Consider the following 19,388-nt stretch of genomic DNA (forward strand, 5'->3'; position numbering starts at 1 on the left):
GCTGCGCGGACCAGATCCACCAGGCTTGTCGCCATGCCCGCCGCCTCGACCACCCTCCGCATGCTCGCCGTGTCGGTCATCGCGTCGCTCACGGTCACCGGCTGTCAGACATTCGAGGACGCCGGAGTCGCCATGGGCCGCTCGGAACTCGTCAACGACCTCGCCGCCCGGCTCGATCGGGCACTGGAGTTGACCTACTCGGCCGACTACCAGCTGCCCGGCGGCCAGAGCGCCGCGATCGTGCAGGCACAGGACCCGGCGCGATCCACGTACACCTACCCGGGCGGGCAACTCACCGTCACCCCGGAGGCCATCACCCGTTGCACGACGACCGGCGCCCGCCCGCAGTGCACGCTGATCGCCCCGCCCACCCCTGGCAGCAAGCCCACCGTGACGCTGTTCGGCGAGGCCAATCGGCAGGGCCTCGTCACGCCGCCGGTGGTGGTCGGGCTGCTCACCACCGCCGCGCTCGACCCGCAGGCGGTCATCAAGCAGAGTGACACCACAGTCGCCGGGCACCACGCCGCCTGCGTGGCGGTGGAGAGCTCGTCCGGCGACTTCACCGCCTGTGTGACCACCGAGGGCGTGCTCGGCAGCTTCACCGGGCCGGTCGACGGCAAGCCGGTGGAGCTGGCCCTGCGCGACTACTCCCCGACCGTCGACGAGGGCGCGTTCGACCCGCCCGCCGGCGCCGGCGTCGTCGACCGCCGCCCCGGCGGCTCGTGACCGACCCGGCCGAGCCCATGTCCGTCGCGCCGCCCGACCCGTCCAAAGCGCCGACCGACACGTCCGGAGCGCCGCCGGGCGGGTTGACGGCCGCCGCGCTGCCCGGCGGGTTCACGCCCTCCGCGCCGCCCGGCGGGTTCCTGCCGGGAGCCGACCGGAGCCGGCCTCCGGCGCCCGGTGACCTGGCCCTGCCGGTGACCGGCGCGAAGCTGCTGACCGGCGTCGACGGCCACCCCCTCCGCGTCGCCGACCTGCCCGCCGACACCGACTGGGTGCCGCTGGGCACGCTCGACGGTGTGCCCGCGTGGGGCACCGACCTGACCACCGCCGACGGCCTTCCCGGGCGGGCGCGCGGCTGGGCGTCGCTCGCCGCCGAGGTGCCGGAGCCACACGCCACGCTCGCCGGCCGGGCGTTGGCGGTGCTGACGTGGCGGCGTACCCACAGGTGGTGCGGCGCCTGCCGAGCGGAGCTGACCGACCAGCCCGGCGAGACCGCCCGCCGATGCCCCAGCTGCGGCCTGTACGTGCCGATGCAGCTCTCCGCCGCCGTACTGGTGGCGATCACCCGGCCCGGCCCGCCCGGGCACGCTGACGAGCTGCTGCTGGTCCGGCACGCCACCGGGCCGACCGACCTGTGGGCGCTGGTGGCCGGCTTCGTCGAGGCCGGCGAGACGCTCGAGGCGGCGGTGCACCGGGAGGTCGGCGAGGAGGTCGGGCTGTCCGTCGACCGGCTGACCTATCTCGGCAGCCAACCGTGGGCGATCTCCGGACCGGGCGTGCTGCTCGCCGGCTTCACCGCCCGTGCCGCCGACCCGCGGGCCGAGCCTGTTGTCGACGGACGGGAGCTGACCAAGGCTCAGTGGTTCGGCCTGAATGCGCTGCCGGCGCAACTGCCGCCCGCGTACTCCATCTCGCGCTGGCTCATCGACGCGACGGTGACCGCCGCGCGGCGCTGAACCCGCGCGGCCCGGCGTTTCTCAGAGACCGAGCAGGGTGCGCAGGTGGCGCGGGGGCGGGCAGTCGTGGGCGAGCATCGCGTCGTGCCAGTCGCGGATCGACACCCCGTCCGGGCGGGCGGCGGCGATGTCGGCCATCTCGCTGTACCCGACGAAGTAGGTGGAGAGCTGGGTGGAGGTGAGTTGCGCGCGCCGCCACTTGCCGGCCGCCTCACCCTCCTCCTGGAAGCCGCGCCCGGTCATCAACGCCATCGCCTCGGCCTCGGGCAGGTCCTCGGCGTGCACCAACTGGTCGAGCAGCGCGTTGATGGTCATCCGCAGTTGCATCTTGAGCTGCTGCAACCGCACCGGCAGACCGCCGAAGCCGAGCCCCGTCATCACCTCCTCCGCGTAGACCGCCCAGCCCTCGATGAACGGGCCGGACTCGGCCAGCGCACGGACCCTTGTGCCACCGACGTAGCGGCGGGCGTGGGCGAGCTGGAGGAAGTGCCCCGGCATCGCCTCGTGCACGGTCAGGTTGCGGATCATGTGGTCGTTGTATTCGCGGTAGAACGACTCGACCCGCTGCGCCGGCCAGTCCGACGGGGTGGGCGCGATGCAGTAGAAGGTCGGCACGACGGCGGTCTCCAGCGGGCCGGGCGCGTCGCAGTACGCCACCGCGACCCCCCGTGCGAACTCCGGCATCTCCTGGATCACGCACCGGTCGTCGACCAGGGTGACCAGGTCGTGGGCGCGGACGAGGTCGGTCGCCTCGTCCAGGGTCACCCCGGCCAGCTCGACGATCGTCGCGTCGTTCGGGTGCTCGGCGGCGAGCAGGTCCAGCGCCCGACGTACTGACGCGTCGTCGGCCGGACCGCCGACCAGCTCGACGGCCGCCTCGCGGATCTCCGCGGTGACCCGGTCCAGGTTGGCCCACGCGCGACGCTGGATCTCGGCGGCGCCCAGCTCGGTGTCGAGGGTGTGCCAGAGCCGGGCCTCCCAGCGACGCCGACCGAGTCGCGGGTCACGACCGGGGCCGGCATCGTCGGCCAGGCCGGCGCGCAGCCAGGCGACGAACTCGTCCAGCGCGGCGATCGCGGCGGTGGCCGCCGGCTCGACCCGGTCGAGGTGGCTCGGTGCCTGGGCGAGCAGCGCCGGCAGCTCGTCGCGGATCAGGGCGGCCGTGCCGGTGAACTGCCCGACCGCCGTCTCCGCGTGGATCCGCGGCATGTCGCGCAGCGTCGCGCGGGCGGTGGCGAGGGCGTCCGGTACGGCGGCGAGCCGGCCGGCGAGGCTTGTCAACCGGACGTCCGCGGGCGCGAACGGGCGGGCGACGAGGGCGTGCAGCAGCGGGCCGGGGTTGTGCGTCAACGGGTCCCATTCGTGGGCCCGGATCTCGGTCAGCTCGAACAGCTCCCGATCCACGAATGAGGTGAGCAGCGCGTGGTCGACCTGCTCGTCGACGTCGAGCGAGTCCGGGTCCAGTTCGGACAGCGCGTTTGCCGCGTCGGAGAGCATCGCCCGGTCGGCGGACAGCGCGTCGGCGGACAGGTCCGGCAGCCGATCGTCGAACCGGTGATCCCCGGCAGCTGTGGCAACCCCCGGCCGCGACTCCAACAGCGCTTCGACAACCCGCTCAGCCAGCACCCCAAACGCTTCCACCCGCCCCACCCTACCGACCGCCCCACCCCGGCACGGTCACGTCCGTCCGTTCCGTCGATCATGAAGTTGTTGCCATCCGCCCCGGCGTGTCAGGGCGACAACTTCATGATCAGCGCGGGTCTGCGGGTGGGGGTTCGGCGGCGCGGATGGATTGGGCGTGCGACAGGGTGGTGCGGCGGAGGGCCGCTTCGGGGTCGAGGCCCGCCTCGCGGGCCGCGGCAACCGCTGCCAGCAGACTCGCGCCCAGTTTCGCTTCGGCGTCCGGCTGGGCGTCGGGCGGTGGAGGTGGGACCTCGATGCCCCGACGGGCGGCGCGGTCCAGGATCTGCGCCGCCAGGGCCAGCGCGGGCTGGCTCAGGGCCACCCCGTCCAGCACCGAACTCCGGGCCTTCTCAGCGCGCTTGATCCGCTCCCAGTTCTCGGTGATCTCCTCCAGGGTGCCCACCTCGGCGCCGGCGAAGACGTGCGGATTGCGGCGGATCATCTTGTCCACCAGGCCACCGGCCACGTCGTCGATGGTCCACCGCTCATCCTCGGGCAACTCCTCGGCGAGCCGTGCGTGCAGCACCACCTGCAACAACACGTCGCCCAACTCCTCGCGCAGCGCGTCTGTGTCGTCGGCGCTGATCGCGTCGTACGCCTCGTAGCTCTCCTCCAGCAGATAACCGGCGAGGCTGCGGTGCGTCTGCGCCCGCTTCCACGGGTCGCCACCCGGAGAGGCCAGTCGATCCAGCACGGCCACCGCGTCGAGCAGCCGGGCACCAGGCGGATCCCACGAGCCGTACATCAGCTCCATCTCGGCCAACCCCGGCTGCCGGGCCAGCCGCAGACCCAACTCCCGGGCCAGCGCCTCGTCACCCGCCGGACCGGCCAACCACACCACGGTGCCGTGCGTCGCCACCGCGTCCAGCAACTGCTGCGTCGCCGGCCCGTCCACCACTGTGACCTCGGCGCCCGCCTGGCGCACGGCAGTGACCAACTCGCTGTCCGCGCCGGTCAGCACCGGGTGCTGGCGTACGACATCCCAGGCGGCGGAGGTCAACAGGCCGGCCGGCAACCGGGGTGAGGTGACCAGGAGGACGATCCGAGCGGTCATGCTCAGCTGGCCGTGCCCTGATCCGGTGCGGGAGCCTCGGCACTCGGCGCGTCGCTCGACGGCAGCGGCTCCGGGGTGGAGATGTCGGTGACCGGGCCGGCCTCGTTGATGAACGGCAGTGAGTAGAAGACCACCGACTGGCCGGTGCTCACCACCGACGGCACGCCCACCGCCCGGTAGCGCGGGTTGATCGAGACGTCGAGCCGGCTCGCCTCGTCCTCCAGCGCGGTGCTGAGGGCGGTGGCGCTACGGACGAACCCGCCGTCGCCGAACGCCTGACGGACGTCGGCCACGGACATGCCGCCCTTGATCGCCCCGGTCTTCGCCAGCGCGTCGTAGACGGCCATCAGCGAATCGTCGCTCAGCTCAGCCGGCGGGAGCTGCTGGTTGAGCACCTGGAGCAGGTCGATCCACTCACCCCAGAGCTTGGCGTACTCGGTGGTCGCCGGCACCCGCAGATTCTGCTCAAGCTGCTGCGGGGTGACCTCGTCGGGCACCTGAATGTTCTTCGCCGCGGCCACCCGCTTGCCGAGATCCAGGCTGATCAGCAGGTTGACCACGTCCTGACGGGTCACCGCGGCGCGCAACTGCTCCGCCGACGGCGTCGCCCCCGCCTTACCGGCCTCCTGCCGGACCGCGTCGCCGTACTTCGCCTGCACGTCGTCGTAGATCGCGTCGATCCGGTCCACCGAGTAGGTGGTGTCACCGACATAGGCGGCGACGTTCGGTGCGGACTTGCCGCAGGCAGCGAGGGAGAGGACACCCAGGGCCGCGACGCTGGCGGCGGCGATCACACGGCGAGCACGCATACCCGTCACTCTCTCATGCCCTCTCCCCGGCTGTGACGGCCCCCACCGCACCGCGGCCCCACCTCAACCCGCGGCGGCGGCGAGTGGAGCGGGGGCACCGAGCACATCGGAGAGCAGTTGCGCGCACCACTGGAGCAGCGCCTGGTCACGCAGCGGCTCGCCACCGATCCGACGGGTTGTCGGTCGCGGCACGCTGACCTGGTCGGTGGCCTGCTTGTAGACGGCGTCCGGGTGGTAGCGCTTGAGCCGCAACTGCTTCGAGTCCGGTAGCGGCAGCGGGCCGAACCGGACGTGCTTGCCCTGCACCGACACGTCGGTCAGGCCGTAGCGGCGGGCCAGCAGGCGGAACCGGGCCACCTCCACCAGGTTCTGCACCGGGGCCGGCGGCTCGCCGTACCGGTCGGTCATCTCGGCGATCACCTCGCCCAGCCGCTCCTCGTCGCGCGCCTCGGCGAGCTTGCGGTACATCTCCAGGCGCAGCCGCTCCACGCTCACGTAGTCGTGCGGCAGGTGCGCGTCGACCGGCAGGTCGATCTTGACGTCGGTCTCCTCCTCCGGCCGTTCACCCTTGAACGCGGAGACCGCCTCGCCGACCATCCGCACGTACAGGTCGAAGCCGACGCCCTCGATGTGCCCGGACTGCTCGCCACCGAGCAGGTTGCCGGCGCCCCGGATCTCTAGGTCCTTCATCGCCACGTACATGCCCGCGCCCAACTCGGTGTGCTGGGCGATGGTCGCCAACCGCTCGTGGGCGTGCTCGGTGAGCGGCTTCTCCGGCGGGTAAAGGAAGTAGGCGTACGCCCGCTCCCGGCCCCGGCCGACCCGGCCCCGGATCTGGTGCAGCTGGGCCAGGCCGAGCAGGTCGGCCCGCTCCACGATCAGCGTGTTGGCGTTCGGGATGTCGATGCCCGACTCGACGATCGTGGTGCAGACCAGGACGTCGAACTCCTTCTCCCAGAAACCGACCATGACCTTCTCCAGGGCGTCCTCGCCCATCTGGCCGTGCGCCACCGCCACCCGCGCCTCGGGCACCAGCTCGCGCAGCCGCCGTGCCGCCCGGTCGATCGACTCGACCCGGTTGTGCAGGTAGAAGACCTGCCCGTCGCGGAGCAGCTCACGGTGGATGGACGCGGCCACCTGCCGGTCGTCCTGCGCGCCGACGAAGGTGAGCACCGGGTGCCGCTCCTCCGGCGGGGTGGCGATGGTGGACATCTCCCGGATGCCGGTGATCGCCATCTCCAGGGTGCGCGGGATCGGCGTGGCCGACATGCTCAGCACGTCGACCGACGCGCGCAGCGTCTTCAGGTGCTCCTTGTGCTCGACACCGAAGCGCTGCTCCTCGTCGACGATCACCAGGCCCAGCTGCTTGAAGCGGGTCGCCGTCTGCAACAGCCGGTGCGTGCCGATGACGATGTCGACGGTGCCGTCGGCGACCATCTCCAGCGTCCGCTCGGTCTCCTTCGCCGTCTGGAACCGGGACAGCTGCCGGATCTGCACCGGGAACTGGCTCATCCGCTCGGCGAACGTGTTGTAGTGCTGCTGCACCAGCAGAGTGGTCGGCACCAGCACCGCCACCTGCTTACCGTCCTGCACGGCCTTGAACGCCGCCCGGACCGCGATCTCGGTCTTGCCGTAGCCGACGTCGCCGCAGATCAGCCGGTCCATCGGGACGGTCTGCTCCATGTCCCGCTTGACCTCGTCGATCGCGGCGAGCTGGTCCGGCGTCTCCTGCCACGGGAAGGCGTCCTCCAGCTCGCGCTGCCACGGGGTGTCCGGGCCGAACGAGTGCCCCTTGGACGCCTTACGGGCGGCGTAGAGCTGGATGAGCTGCGCGGCGATCTCGCGGACCGCCTTGCGGGCCCGGGCCTTGGACTTCTGCCAGTCCGAGCCGCCCATCTTGTGCAGGGTGGGCTGCTCACCGCCCACGTAGCGGGAGAGCTGGTCGAGCTGGTCGGTCGGGACGAACAGCCGGTCGCCGGGCTGACCCCGCTTGCTGGCCGCGTACTCGATGACGAGGTATTCCCGGCTGGCGCCGTTGACTGTGCGCTGCACCAGCTCGACGTAACGACCGATGCCGTGCTGCTCGTGCACCACGTGGTCGCCGGCCTTCAACTCCAGCGGGTCGATCGTGTTGCGCCGCCGGCTCGGCATCTTGCGCATGTCCCGCGTCGAGGTGCCCCGACCACCTGTCACGTCATTGCCGGTGAGCAGCACGAAGCGGGACGCTTCATCGACGAACCCGCTGCTCAGCGCGCCGCAGGTGACCACCAGCTCGCCCGGGACGGGCGCGGTCGGCACCTCCTCGGTCAACCGGGCACCCAGGCCGGCGTCGCGCAGCACCTCCACCGCCCGCTGGGCGGGGCCGTGCCCCTCGAAGACCAGCGCGATCGACCAGCCGTCGCCGGCCCAGCGCTTGAGGTCCTCGACCACCCGCGAGGTCTCGCCGTGATAGAGCGGCGCCGGCTGGGCGGACAGGGTCACCGCGATGGCGTCGTCCGGAGTGACAGCGGCCTGCTCCGGCGCGTCTTCCCAGGGCTGCCGCGTCTCGGCGGTCTCCCCTTCGACAAGGCCGAACGGGGACAGCGTCCACCACGGCTGGCCGAGCTTGCCCGCAGCGGCGCGTACCTCGCCGAGGGTGCGGAAGGCGGCGGCGCCGACGTCCACCGGGGCCTGACCGCCGACCGCGGCGGCGGCCCAGCTGGCCTGCAAAAACTCTTCCGAGGTACGCACCAGGTCGTGCGCCCGGGTGCGGATCCGCTCCGGGTCACAGAGCAGCACGTGGGTGCCGGCCGGCATGGCGTCCAGCAGCAGCTCCAGCGAGTCGGGGCCGACCAGCACCGGGGCCAGCGACTCCATCCCCTCCACCGGGATGCCCTCGGCCAGCTTGTCGAGGATCTCGGCCAGCTCGGGGTGCTGCTCGGCGAGCGCGGCGGCCCGGTCGCGGACCGACGGGGTGAGCAGCAACTCCCGACAGGGCGGTGCCCAGAGCAGCGGAACCTGCTCGATGGTCCGCTGGTCGGCGACGGCGAAGGTGCGGATCTCCTCCACCTCGTCGCCCCAGAACTCGACCCGGGACGGGTGCTCGTCGGTGGGCGGGAAGACGTCCAGGATGCCGCCGCGCACCGCGAACTCGCCGCGCTTGGTGACCAGGTCGACCCGGGCGTACGCCATGTCGATCAGCCGGCGGGCGACCTCCTCCAGGTCCGCCTCCTCGCCGGCGGCGAGCTGCACCGGCTCCAGATCGCCGAGCCCCTTGAGCTGCGGTTGGAGCAGGGAACGGACCGGGGCCACCACCACTCGCAGTGGCCCGGTGCCGCCGTGCGCGTCGGTCGACTCCGGGTGCGCCAGCCGGCGCAGCACGGCCAGCCGCCGGCCGACCGTGTCGGAGCGTGGGGACAGCCGCTCGTGCGGCAGCGTCTCCCAGGAGGGGAAGACCACTACCTGCTCGGCTGGCAGCAGTCCGCCGAGCGCGGCGGCCAGGTCGTCGGCCTCCCGGGTGGTGGCGGTCACCGCCAGCACCGGTCGCCCGGCCCCGTCGTTGTCGGCGGCGACCGCCGCGACGGCGAACGGACGCAACGCGGCCGGAGCGGTGATGTCGAGGCCGTCGACCTGGGCGGCACCGGAGCGCGCCAGGTCACGCGCCCGGGCCAGCCCGGGGTCGGCCAGGGCGGCGGAAAACAGACCGGTGAGCAAGGCAATCCTTCCAGGGGAGTCGACGCACACGACGGCGGCCCCTCGTCCAGTCGGACGGGGGGTGCACGACACTCAGCCTATCTCCGTCGACCCGCCAGCTCCGGCTTCCGCCCGCCGAGACGCCAACGGATACGCCGACACCCGTCCCGCTCTCCTGACGCAACCGTTCCTGCCGTCCAGGGTTTGGCTCGAAACCAATGATCCACTCGGCTTCAAGGAAATTGGGGCGTCCTCGGCGCGTCGACACCGCGTTTTCCTTGAAGTCGAGTGGATCTTCCGCCGCGCGACCGGCTGGCCCGCCCTCGCCCTCGCGATCTGGGCGGTGCTCGGAGGGCTCGGGTTGGTCAGCGCGAGCCTGGTCCGCGGTCGCCGGGCCGCCGCCTCCAGCCCCGGAACGGCACACTCCGGCCCCGCGCCGGACCACGACGGTGGTTGAGATCACCCCGAAAAACACCCTCCGGGAAGCAGTGGATCACCAGGGGGCCCTCCAGACATCCCCGGCGCGCGGATACCATCCAGTAAGTCGGACAGCGCTGTCCTTCGTACCCACGTAAGGGAGCGCATCGTGACCGACCAGCACGACCACGACGGCCCGGACGCCGCACTTCGCGCCGACATCCGCCGACTCGGCACCCTGCTCGGCCAGACCCTGGCCCGCCAGGAAGGCCGCCCGCTGCTCGACCTCGTCGAGGAGATCCGGGCCCAGGTCCGCTCCGACGCCCCGGCGGCCGCCCAGCGCCTCGGCGGGCTCGACGTGACCACCGGCACCAAGCTGGCCCGCGCCTTCTCCACCTACTTCCACCTGGCCAACATCACCGAGCAGGTGCACCGTGCGCGGGATCTGCGCCGCCGCCGCGCCGTGCAGGGCGGCTGGCTGGACCAGGCCGCCAAGATGATCGCCGAGCGCGGGGTGCCGGCCGAGGAGATCGCCAACGCGGCTCGCCGGCTGGCGGTGCGACCGGTCTTCACCGCGCACCCGACCGAGGCGGCCCGTCGCTCGATCCTGTCCAAGCTGCGGGCGATCGCCGACGAACTGGACACCGAGACCGCCAACGCGATCCTCTACGGCGCCAGCGACGAGGGCCCGGCCAACCGCCGGCTGGCCGAGTTGCTGGACCTGATGTGGCAGACCGACGAGCTGCGGCTGGACCGGCCGGACCCGACCGACGAGGCCCGCAACGCGATCTACTACCTGCGCGACCTGTACGCCGAGGCCGCCCCGCAGGTGCTCGACGACCTGGCCGACACGTTGCGCACGCTCGGCGTGGAGACCTCACCGACGGCCCGGCCGTTGAGCTTCGGCACCTGGATCGGCGGCGACCGGGACGGCAACCCGTTCGTCACCCCGGCCGTCACCCGCGAGGTGCTGACCATCCAGCACGAGCACGGCATCGCGGCCACCGAGAAGGCGATGGACCACCTGATCAACGAGGTCTCGGTGTCCCGCCGCCTGCGCGGGGTGTCGCTGGACCTCTCCGCCAGCCTCGCCGCCGACCTGGACGCGCTGCCAGAGGTGGCGCAGCGCTTCCGCCGGGTCAACGCCGAGGAGCCGTACCGGCTCAAGGCGCGCTGCGTGAAGGCGAAGCTCGCCAACACCCGGCTGAGGTTGCGCCAGGGCACCGCGCACGTGCCCGGGCGGGACTACCGGGGCTCCGCCGAGTTGATCGCCGACCTGGACCTGCTGCGCGCCTCGCTGGCCCGCAACTCCGGGCAGCTCACCGCGGTCGGCCGGCTGGCCTCCACCATCCGTACGGTCTCCGCGTTCGGCCTGCACCTGGCCACCATGGACGTCCGGGAGCACGCCGAGGCGCACCACGCGGTGCTCGCGCAGCTCTACGAGGCCGTCGGCGAGGTCTCCGACTACCCGGCGCTGACCCGGCTGGAACGCACCAAGCTGCTCGCCGACGAGCTGACCGGCCGCCGCCCCCTGTCGACAGTGGACACCTCGCTGTCCGAGCCGGCCCGCAAGACGTTCGACGTGTTCGGGACCATCCGGGAGGCACAGGACCGGTTCGGCGCCGAGGTGATCGAGTCGTACATCATCTCGATGACCCTGGGTGTCGACGACGTGCTGGCCGCCGTGGTGCTGGCCCGCGAGGCCGGCCTGGTGGACGTGCACAGCGGGCGGGCCCGGATCGGCTTCGTGCCGCTGCTGGAGACCCCGGCCGAGCTGAACGCCGGCGGCGAGCTCCTCGACGAGCTGCTGTCGCTGCCCGCGTACCGGGCGCTGGTGACGGCCCGGGGTGACGTGCAGGAGGTCATGCTCGGCTACTCCGACTCGAACAAGGAGGCCGGGATCACCACCAGCCAGTGGTCGATCCACCGGGCGCAGCGCGCGCTGCGGGACGTGGCCGCCCGGCACGGCGTGCACCTGCGGCTGTTCCACGGCCGGGGCGGCACGGTCGGGCGCGGCGGCGGGCCGACGCACGAGGCGATCCTGGCGCAGCCGTACGGCACCATGGACGGCGCGATCAAGGTGACCGAGCAGGGCGAGGTGATCTCCGACAAGTACACCCTGCCCTCACTGGCCCGGGAAAACCTTGAGCTGACCCTCGCCGCGGTGCTCCAGGCGACCCTGTTGCACACCGCACCCCGGCAGCCGGCCGAGATGTTGGAGCGCTGGGACGCGACGATGGACGTGGTCTCCGAGTCGGCGTTCCGGTCCTACCGGTCGCTCGTCGAGGACCCGGACCTGCCGGCGTACTTCTGGGCGTCCACCCCCACCGAGCTGCTCGGTGCGCTGAACATCGGCTCCCGGCCGGCGAAGCGCCCGAACACCGGCGCCGGGCTGTCCGGCCTGCGGGCCATCCCGTGGGTGTTCGGTTGGACGCAGACCCGGCAGATCGTTCCGGGCTGGTTCGGCGTCGGCTCCGGGCTGGCCGCCGCACGCGAGGCCGGGCTGGCGGACGTGCTGGCCGAGATGCACCGCAACTGGCACTTCTTCCGCACGTTCCTGTCGAACGTCGAGATGATGCTCACCAAGACCGACCTGAGCATCGCCCGCCGGTACGTCGAGACGCTGGTGCCGAAGAAGCTGCACCCGATCTTCGAGCAGATCGAGCAGGAGTACGAGCTGACCAAGCGGGAGGTGCTGGCGGTCACCGCCTCGCCGGCCCTGCTGGAAAACTCGCCGGTGCTCCAGCGCACCCTGGCCGTCCGCGACACCTACCTGGAGCCGCTGCACCACCTCCAGGTGGCGCTGCTGCGGCAGTATCGGGAGTCGGGCGCCGCCGGGCGGGCGATCGCCACCGCCCCGGGCGGCCGACGGGCACCGAGCGACGGCACCGCCCTGGAACGCGCGCTGCTCACCACCGTGAACGGCATCGCCGCCGGGATGCGCAACACCGGCTGATCAGCAGGTACGACAACGGGCTCCGGTCTTCGCGACCGGGGCCCGTTGTCGTAGGTCTGGAACGGTGCTCAGAAGTCACCGCCGCCGAAATCCCCGCCCCCGAAGTCACCGCCGCCGAAACCGCCACCGCCGAAGTCGCCGCCGCCGAAGTCCCCACCGGCGTAGTCTCCGCCGCCGAAGTCCCCACCCTGGTCGCCGCCGCCGAAGTCGCCGCCGTCCCCACCCTGGTCGCCGCCGCCGTCCCCACCCTGGTCGACACCGTCACCGAAGCCCTCCTGGTAGCCGGCGTCGTAGCCGTACCCGGGGTCGGCGAAGGCGGGCGAGAAGAGCGCGTCCGCGATCAGGATGCCGCCGAGCACCCCGGCGCCGGCGCCCAACGCCGTCTTCCACCAGGGCGTCGAATACCAGCCGGCGGGCACCGGTCGACCCTGATAACGCCCACCGGGGTAGTAGTAGGGCGTTTCCCGGCCGGGTTGCGGCCCGGCTCGGAAGGTCTGCCCCTGCACATCGACCTCGCGCTCCTTGGTGAGCTGCCCCACACCCCGGGCCGCAGCCAGGGTGGGCAGCTCGGGGCCCGGGTCGATGCCCAGCGCCGTGCGCGCCGCCCGGATGTACACCAGACCCTCCAGCGCGGTCTCCCGGGCCAGCCCGAACTGGTGCGGCGTGGACGCCTGCTCCAGCTGGGAGCCTGCCGCGTTGTACCGCTCACCGGCGTCGGCCAACGCCTGGCGTACCGCCGGCTCGTCGCCGTGCAGGTTCATCAACTGGCCGCCGAGACGCTCGTACCACCGCTGCGCCTCCGCGCGGGCGTCGCCGAGCTCGGTGCGCCGACGGGCACCGGCCTGGGCACGGATGAGCGCCGCGGCGCCCAACGCGCCGACCAGTACAACGGCGAGGCAGAGCACAAGTTCCATGCCATCGAACGTACCCCCGGGTGTCACGTCGTATCCGTCTGGCAAGCTCCGGTGATGGACGTCTCGACGCTGCTCCTGGTGATCGTGTGCCTCGGTGCCGGCGGGGCGGTGGGCTGGCTCGCGGCCCGGTCCCGGTCGGCGGCCGACATCGCCCGGCTGGATGCCACCCTGGCCGCCACCCGGGAGGGCGAGGGCCGGCTGGAGCAGTCCATGCGGGCGTTGAGCTACGAGGCCACCGCGCAGTCCCAGGAGGCGGTGGCCCGGGCGGTCGCGCCGCTGCACGACACCCTGCGCCGCTACGAGCAGCGGGTGGCCGAGCTGGAGCACGACCGCGTCGACGCGTACGCCGAGCTGCGTGAGCAGGTCCGCTCGATGAACGCGGTCTCCGGTGAGCTGCGCACCGAGACCAAGCAGTTGGTGGCGGCGCTGCGGGCACCGCAGGTGCGGGGCCGGTGGGGCGAGCACCAGCTGCGCCGCATCGTCGAGGCGGCCGGCATGCTGGAGCACTGCGACTTCGCCGAGCAGGTCACCGCCGCCACCGACCAGCAGGTCGTCCGACCGGATCTGGTGGTCCGACTGCACGGCGGTCGCTCGGTGGTGGTGGACGCCAAGGCCCCGTTCGACGCGTACCTGACCGCCATGGAGGCCCGCGACGAGCGCGGTCGGGACACTCACCTCGACGCGCACGCGCGGCACCTGCGGGGGCACGTCGACGCGCTGGCCGCCAAGTCGTACTGGTCGGCGTTCGACAACTCGCCCGAGTTCGTGGTGCTGTTCGTCCCCGCCGACCCGTTCCTCGACGTCGCGCTCCAGCGTGACCCGACGCTGCTGGAGCACGCCTTCACCCGCAACGTGGTGCTCGCCACGCCGGCCACGCTTGTCGCCCTGCTCCGCACTGTCGCCTACTCGTGGCGGCAGGAGGCACTGGCCCGCAACGCGCTCGCGGTGCACACCCTCGCCCGGGAGCTGTACGGCCGGCTCTCCACACTGGGCGACCACGTGGGCAAGCTCGGGTCCTCGCTGGCCGGCGCGGTGACCGCCTACAACCGGGCGGTCGGCTCGTTGGAGGCCCGGGTGCTGGTCAGCGCCCGCAAGCTCGCCGAGCTGGGTGTCTCGGACGACGAGTTGGCCACCCCGGCCCAGGTCGAGTTGACGCCCCGGCAGCCGCAGGCACCCGAGCTGGCCGATCCGGCCGACGGCGAGGTCTCGACCCGCCAGCCATCTATGTGACAGTGCGTATGCCTGCATATCACGAAGTGGTCACAAGGAACTGGCCACTAGTGACAGTGTTCGCCGACACCCCGAAAGATTCTGCTCACCCGAGCGCCCTTCTCTGAGGGCCCTGTTCTCTGGAGGAAAAGAGAACGTGAGCAGACTCCCGAACCTGAGCCGGCGAACCTCAGCCGCGCTCTTCGCATCGGTCCTGGCGGCCAGCGCCGTGACCGCCGTGGGTGGTGCCGCCACAGCGGCCGCCGCTCCCACCACCACAGCGGACACCTCCCCGGCCACCGCCGCCGAAACGCTGGGCGCGCACGACGCCAAACTGCTCAGCGAAGCCCGCGCCAAGAAGGCCCCGACCGTCACCCTGATCGTCGCCACCGAGAAGGGTGAGGCAGGTGACGTCGCCGACAGCCTCACCAAGCTCGGCGGCACCGTCAGCCAGCGACAGGACCGGGTCGGCTTCGTGCTGGCCACGGTCCCGACCGACCGGGTCCTCAAGGCGGCGCGACTGCCCGGTGTCTCCGCCGTCGACCTGGACGAGGTCATCCAACTGCCGGACCCGGCCCCGGAGCGCACCGCCACCGGCACCGCCGGCGCACGGCAGGCCACCGTCGCGGCGCCGGGAGAGACCACCCCGGCCGACAACCCCTACATGCCGACGAACGAGACCGGCGCGGTGGCGTTCACCGCGTCCCACCCGGAGTGGGACGGCCGGGGCGTCACGATCGGCATCATGGACTCCGGCGTGGACCTTGCCCACCCGGCGTTGCAGCAAACCACCACCGGCGAGCGCAAGATCGTCGACTGGGTCACCGCGACCGACCCGCTGGAGGACGGCACGTGGCGGCGGATGCAGGCCGAGGTCGCCGGCCCGTCGTTCACCATCGCCGGCGGCACCTGGACCGCACCGGCCGGCACGTACCGGTTCAACCTGTTCAACGAGTCCGTCACCGCCGCGAGCGACGCCCGGGGTGACGTCAACCGCGACGGCGACACGACCGACACCTGGGGGGTGCTCTACGACCCGGCCACGAACAACATCCGGGTGGACGCCAACCAGAACCTCAACTTCACCGACGACCCGATCATGCGGCCGTACAAGGAGAAGTACGACATCGGCTACTTCGGCACCGACAACTTGGCGACGCCGGTGGCCGAGCGGCAGCCCTTCGTCGTCGAGTTCCGCAAGAACGTGAACACCACGCCGATCGGGCTGCCCGGCACCTACGACTACGTCAACATCGGCATCGTGGAGAGCACCCACGGCACCCACGTCGCCGGCATCACCGCCGCCAACGACATGCTCGGCAACGGGGCCTTCGACGGTGCCGCGCCCGGCGCCAAGCTGGTCTCTGCCCGCGCCTGCTCCTGGGGTGGCGGCTGCACCGCTGCGGCCCTCACCACCGGCATGGTCGATCTGGTGGCCAACCGTGGCGTCGACATCGTCAACATGTCGATCGGTGGCCTTCCGGGTCTGAACGACGGCAACAACGCGCGGACGAACCTCTACAACGAACTGATCGAGACGTACGGCGTGCAGTTGGTCATCTCGGCCGGCAACTCCGGCCCGGGTCTCAACACCGTCGGCGACCCGTCGGTGGCCAGCAACGTGATCAGCGTTGCCGCCAACATCAGCAAGGACACCTGGCTGGCCAACTACGGCTCGGTCGTCAAGAAGAAGAACGCCCTGTTCAACTTCTCCTCCCGTGGCCCGCGTGAGGACGGCGGCTTCAAGCCGAACATCGCCGCCCCCGGCTCGGCCATCTCCACCGCACCGACCTGGCAGCTCGGCGCCCCGGTCCCCGAGGCCGGATACGCGCTGCCCCCGGGCTACGCGATGCTCAACGGCACCTCGATGGCGTCTCCGCAGACCGCCGGCGCCGGCGCGTTGCTGCTGTCGGCCGCCAAGGCCACCGACCGGGGCGTCAGCCCGGCGGCGCTGCGGCGGGCACTGTTCAGCTCCGCCAAGCCGATCGCTGACGTGCCGACGTACGCGCAGGGCTACGGCATGGTCAACGTGCCGGGCGCCTGGCAGCTGCTGCGCCAGGGCGTCGAAACCCGGTCGTACGTCTCCGACGCACCGGTCTGCAGCCCCCTGGCGGACCAGCTGACCATCTGGAACGGTGTGAAGTTCGTGCCGAACCCGGGTCGGGGCACCGGCGTCTACAACCGCTGCACCTCGTCCGAGGGCGGCCACAAGGTCGGCCAGAGCAAGACCTACCCGGTCAAGCTGACCCGCACCAGCGGGCCGGCCGGCACCATCAAGCACGACGTCACGCTCCAGGGCAACGACGGCACCTTCAAGGCACCGAAGAGCGTCGCGTTGCCGCTCAACAAGGCCGTCACCATCAGCGTCACCGCCAAGCCAGCCACCGAGGGCGCGCACGGCGCGATCGTGCGGATCGACGATCCGGCCACCAACGTGGTCGACTTCGAGGTGTCCACGGTGGTGGTGGCCTCGAACGACGTGAAGAAGCCCACCTTCTCGTACGCCAACGAGGGCTCGGTCGACCGGAACGGCTTCACGTCGTACTTCGTCACGGTGCCGGAGGGCGCCAAGGCGCTCCAGGTGAACCTCTCCGGGATCGCCACCGGTTCGCAGACCCGCTTCATCGCGATCAACCCGTTGGGTGTGCCGGTGGAGGCCACCACGAGCACCGTCTGCTACACCAACTTCTCCGACGTCAACGTCTGCAAGCCGCAGGAGCGTGACTACCAGAACCCGCTTCCCGGGGTCTGGGAGATCGAGGTGGAGTCGCGGCGTACGTCCCCCGCGCTGAACAACCCGTTCAAGCTCCAGGCGCGGGTGCAGGGCCTGACGGTCGAGCCGGCGCTGGTCGAGCTGCCCAGTGTCGATGCCGGCGAGCCAACCCCGGTGAGCTGGAAGGTCACCAACGTCTTCGGCCCGGTCTCGGTCAGCGGCCGCAGCGGCGCGCTGACTGGTGTGCGGACCGAGCGTCCGACCATTACCGAGGGCGGTCCCAACCAGGAGTGGACCGTCGAGATCCCGGCGGGTACGTCGACGTTCACCGCCCGGATCGGCAACCCCGCGAACGCGGGCGCCGACCTGGACCTGTTCGTCTACCGGGGTACCACCGAGGTCGGCCGGTCGGCCGACGGTGACTCGGAGGAGGCGGTCACGCTGACCGACCCGCCGGCCGGCACCTACCGCGTCGTGGTGGAGCCGTACGGGGTCGACGGTCCGGGGACCAGCACCGCCTACGACTACTACGACGCGTTCGCGTCCGCGTCGCTGGGCACGATCACCGCTCCGGCCGTCGCGGTGCCGCTGATGCACGGCGAGTCGGCCACCATCACCGGCACGGTGACTGCGGTGGCCGTTCCGGCCGACGGGCGTCAGCTCTCCGGTGAACTGGCGATCGTCACCACCGAGGGTGCGATCGTGGGTCGCGGCAACGTGTCGATCGGGGCTGTGAACTGATCCGCTCGTGACACCGGCGGGAGCCCGTCCCCACGTTCGGGGGCGGGCTCCCGCGTGTCAGGGGTGGGTGGTCAGGACCGGCGGGCGTTCTCGACCACGAACGGGGTGCCCTGCTGGCAGGTGGTCATCATGCCGGGCTCCACTCGACCGGTGACCTCGACCCGCGCGCCCGGCGTCAGCACGTCACGTGGGCCACCGAGCAGCAGGTAATCGTCGAGCAGTACGCAGCCGGGCTCCACACCGCCCTGCACGGTGCCGCTCAGGGTGGTGGCCCCGACGCCCGGCGGCGTGCTCGGGCCGCCCGGCTTCGGAGTCTTCACCCCAGGGGGCACGGTGGGGGTGACGGTCGCCGGCGGGGCGGTCGGGTCGGGCGTGGGCTGGCTGGTCACCGGCTGCGCTCCCGTCGGTGTCGGGCTGGGTGTGCCGTCCCCGGCACCCTGGCTGCCGCAGGCGCTCAGCGCCACGCAGACGACCAGCGCGGGGACGGCGAGCCGAAGAGTCCTCATGCCGGATCTGACGTACGCCGGCCGCGGTTCGTTCCCGTGCTCAGCCGCGCGCCGCAGCGGCCTTCATGTCCCGCTTCAGCTCCTGCGGCAGCGAGAACGTGAGCCGCTCGTTTGCGGTGGTGATCTCCTCGACGTCGGCGAAGCCGCGGGCGGCGAGGTGGACCAGCACCTCCTGGACCAGGTCGTCCGGGACGCTCGCGCCCGAGGTCAGGCCGACCGTGGTGGCCCCCTCCAGCCAGGCGTCGTCGATCTCGTGCGCGAAGTCGACCAGGTGGCCGGCGCGGGCGCCGGCGTCCAGGGCGACCTCGACCAGGCGGACCGAGTTGGAGGAGTTCGTGGAGCCGACCACGATCACCACGTCACACTCGGCTGCGATCTCCTTGACCACGTGCTGCCGGTTGGAAGTGGCGTAGCAGATGTCGTCGCTGGGCGGGGACTGCAACAGCGGCAGCCGCTGCTTGAGCCGGGCCACCGTCTCCAGCGTCTCGTCGACGGAGAGCGTGGTCTGGGAGAGCCAGACCACCTTCTCCGGATCCCGTACGGTGATCTTGTCGGCGTCGTCCGGGCCGCCCACCAGCTGGATGTGCGCGGGGGCCTCTCCGGCGGTGCCGATGACCTCTTCGTGCCCCTCGTGGCCGATGAGCAGGATGTCGTAGTCCTCGGCCGCGAAGCGCCGCGCCTCGTGGTGCACCTTGGTGACCAGCGGGCAGGTCGCGTCGATCGCCTTCAGCGAACGCGCCTTGGCCTGCTCGTAGACCTCCGGCGCCACGCCGTGTGCGGAGAAGATGACGGTGGCGCCCTCCGGGACCTCCTCGTTCTCCTCCACGAAGATCGCGCCCTGGGCCTCCAGGGTCTGCACCACGTGCTTGTTGTGCACGATCTGCTTGCGCACGTAGATCGGGGCGCCGTAGAGCTTCAGCGCCTCCTCCACGGTCTGCACCGCGCGGTCGACACCCGCGCAGTAGCCGCGGGGCTTGGCCAGGAGCACGCGCTTGCCGGTCCGGTGAGTCGCCTGAGCCTCAGTCACCACCC

At 71.8% G+C, this 19,388-nt stretch carries 12 protein-coding genes; 5 read left to right on the plus strand and 7 right to left on the minus strand.

Annotated features, from left to right (window positions below; genetic code table 11):
• Positions 1-33 precede the first annotated feature (33 nt).
• Positions 34-726 (plus strand): hypothetical protein, encoded by a 693-nt coding sequence (locus ABZU74_RS06175; RefSeq protein WP_355419020.1) that lies wholly within the window; start codon positions 34-36, stop codon positions 724-726.
• On the plus strand, positions 723-1,682 hold the full coding sequence (gene nudC, locus ABZU74_RS06180; protein ID WP_355419022.1) for an NAD(+) diphosphatase: 960 nt from the start codon (positions 723-725) through the stop codon (positions 1,680-1,682). Before ABZU74_RS06175 ends, nudC begins: the two co-directional genes overlap by 4 nt.
• Positions 1,683-1,703: 21 nt before the next feature.
• On the opposite strand, the gene ABZU74_RS06185 is transcribed toward nudC, so the two are convergent.
• From ABZU74_RS06185 to mfd, 4 genes are all read right to left on the minus strand, one after another.
• Entirely contained in the window at positions 1,704-3,323 is a 1,620-nt protein-coding gene (locus ABZU74_RS06185; RefSeq protein ID WP_355419024.1) for a DUF885 domain-containing protein, read from the minus strand.
• A 109-nt stretch (positions 3,324-3,432) separates the two neighbouring features.
• Positions 3,433-4,419, minus strand: coding sequence for a nucleoside triphosphate pyrophosphohydrolase (locus tag ABZU74_RS06190; RefSeq protein WP_355419026.1), 987 nt, complete (start codon positions 4,417-4,419; stop codon positions 3,433-3,435).
• Between the two features lie 2 nt (positions 4,420-4,421).
• Entirely contained in the window at positions 4,422-5,228 is an 807-nt protein-coding gene (locus ABZU74_RS06195) for a hypothetical protein (RefSeq protein ID WP_355419028.1), read from the minus strand.
• A 63-nt stretch (positions 5,229-5,291) separates the two neighbouring features.
• Positions 5,292-8,921: a transcription-repair coupling factor gene (gene mfd, locus ABZU74_RS06200; protein WP_355419030.1), complete on the minus strand. Its 3,630-nt coding sequence runs from the start codon at positions 8,919-8,921 to the stop codon at positions 5,292-5,294.
• 565 nt (positions 8,922-9,486) lie between these two features.
• Here mfd and ppc point away from each other — a divergent pair.
• Positions 9,487-12,273: a phosphoenolpyruvate carboxylase gene (ppc, locus tag ABZU74_RS06205; protein ID WP_355419032.1), complete on the plus strand. Its 2,787-nt coding sequence runs from the start codon at positions 9,487-9,489 to the stop codon at positions 12,271-12,273.
• A 68-nt stretch (positions 12,274-12,341) separates the two neighbouring features.
• Here the strand turns inward: ppc and ABZU74_RS06210 are convergent, their stop codons facing one another.
• Complete coding sequence (locus ABZU74_RS06210; protein WP_355419034.1) at positions 12,342-13,187, minus strand: hypothetical protein; 846 nt, start codon at positions 13,185-13,187, stop codon at positions 12,342-12,344.
• A gap of 54 nt (positions 13,188-13,241) precedes the next feature.
• Here ABZU74_RS06210 and ABZU74_RS06215 point away from each other — a divergent pair, with 54 nt between their 5' ends.
• Positions 13,242-14,417 carry a DNA recombination protein RmuC gene (locus ABZU74_RS06215; protein ID WP_355419036.1) on the plus strand — a complete coding sequence of 392 codons (1,176 nt, stop codon included), beginning with the start codon at positions 13,242-13,244 and terminating at the stop codon, positions 14,415-14,417.
• 136 nt (positions 14,418-14,553) lie between these two features.
• Complete coding sequence (locus ABZU74_RS06220; RefSeq protein WP_355419038.1) at positions 14,554-17,850, plus strand: S8 family serine peptidase; 3,297 nt, start codon at positions 14,554-14,556, stop codon at positions 17,848-17,850.
• 71 nt (positions 17,851-17,921) lie between these two features.
• Here ABZU74_RS06220 and ABZU74_RS06225 read toward each other — a convergent pair whose 3' ends face one another.
• Together ABZU74_RS06225 and ABZU74_RS06230 are read right to left on the minus strand one after the other, a co-directional pair.
• The gene (locus tag ABZU74_RS06225; protein WP_355419040.1) at positions 17,922-18,356 is read right to left on the minus strand and encodes a hypothetical protein; all 435 of its coding nucleotides are present in this window, start codon (positions 18,354-18,356) and stop codon (positions 17,922-17,924) included.
• 40 nt (positions 18,357-18,396) lie between these two features.
• Positions 18,397-19,383 carry a 4-hydroxy-3-methylbut-2-enyl diphosphate reductase gene (locus ABZU74_RS06230; protein ID WP_355419042.1) on the minus strand — a complete coding sequence of 329 codons (987 nt, stop codon included), beginning with the start codon at positions 19,381-19,383 and terminating at the stop codon, positions 18,397-18,399.
• Positions 19,384-19,388: the final 5 nt, after the last annotated feature.

Origin of the sequence: Micromonospora sp. NPDC005171 (genome assembly GCF_040608575.1) — a bacterium.
Lineage (GTDB): Bacteria > Actinomycetota > Actinomycetes > Mycobacteriales > Micromonosporaceae > Micromonospora.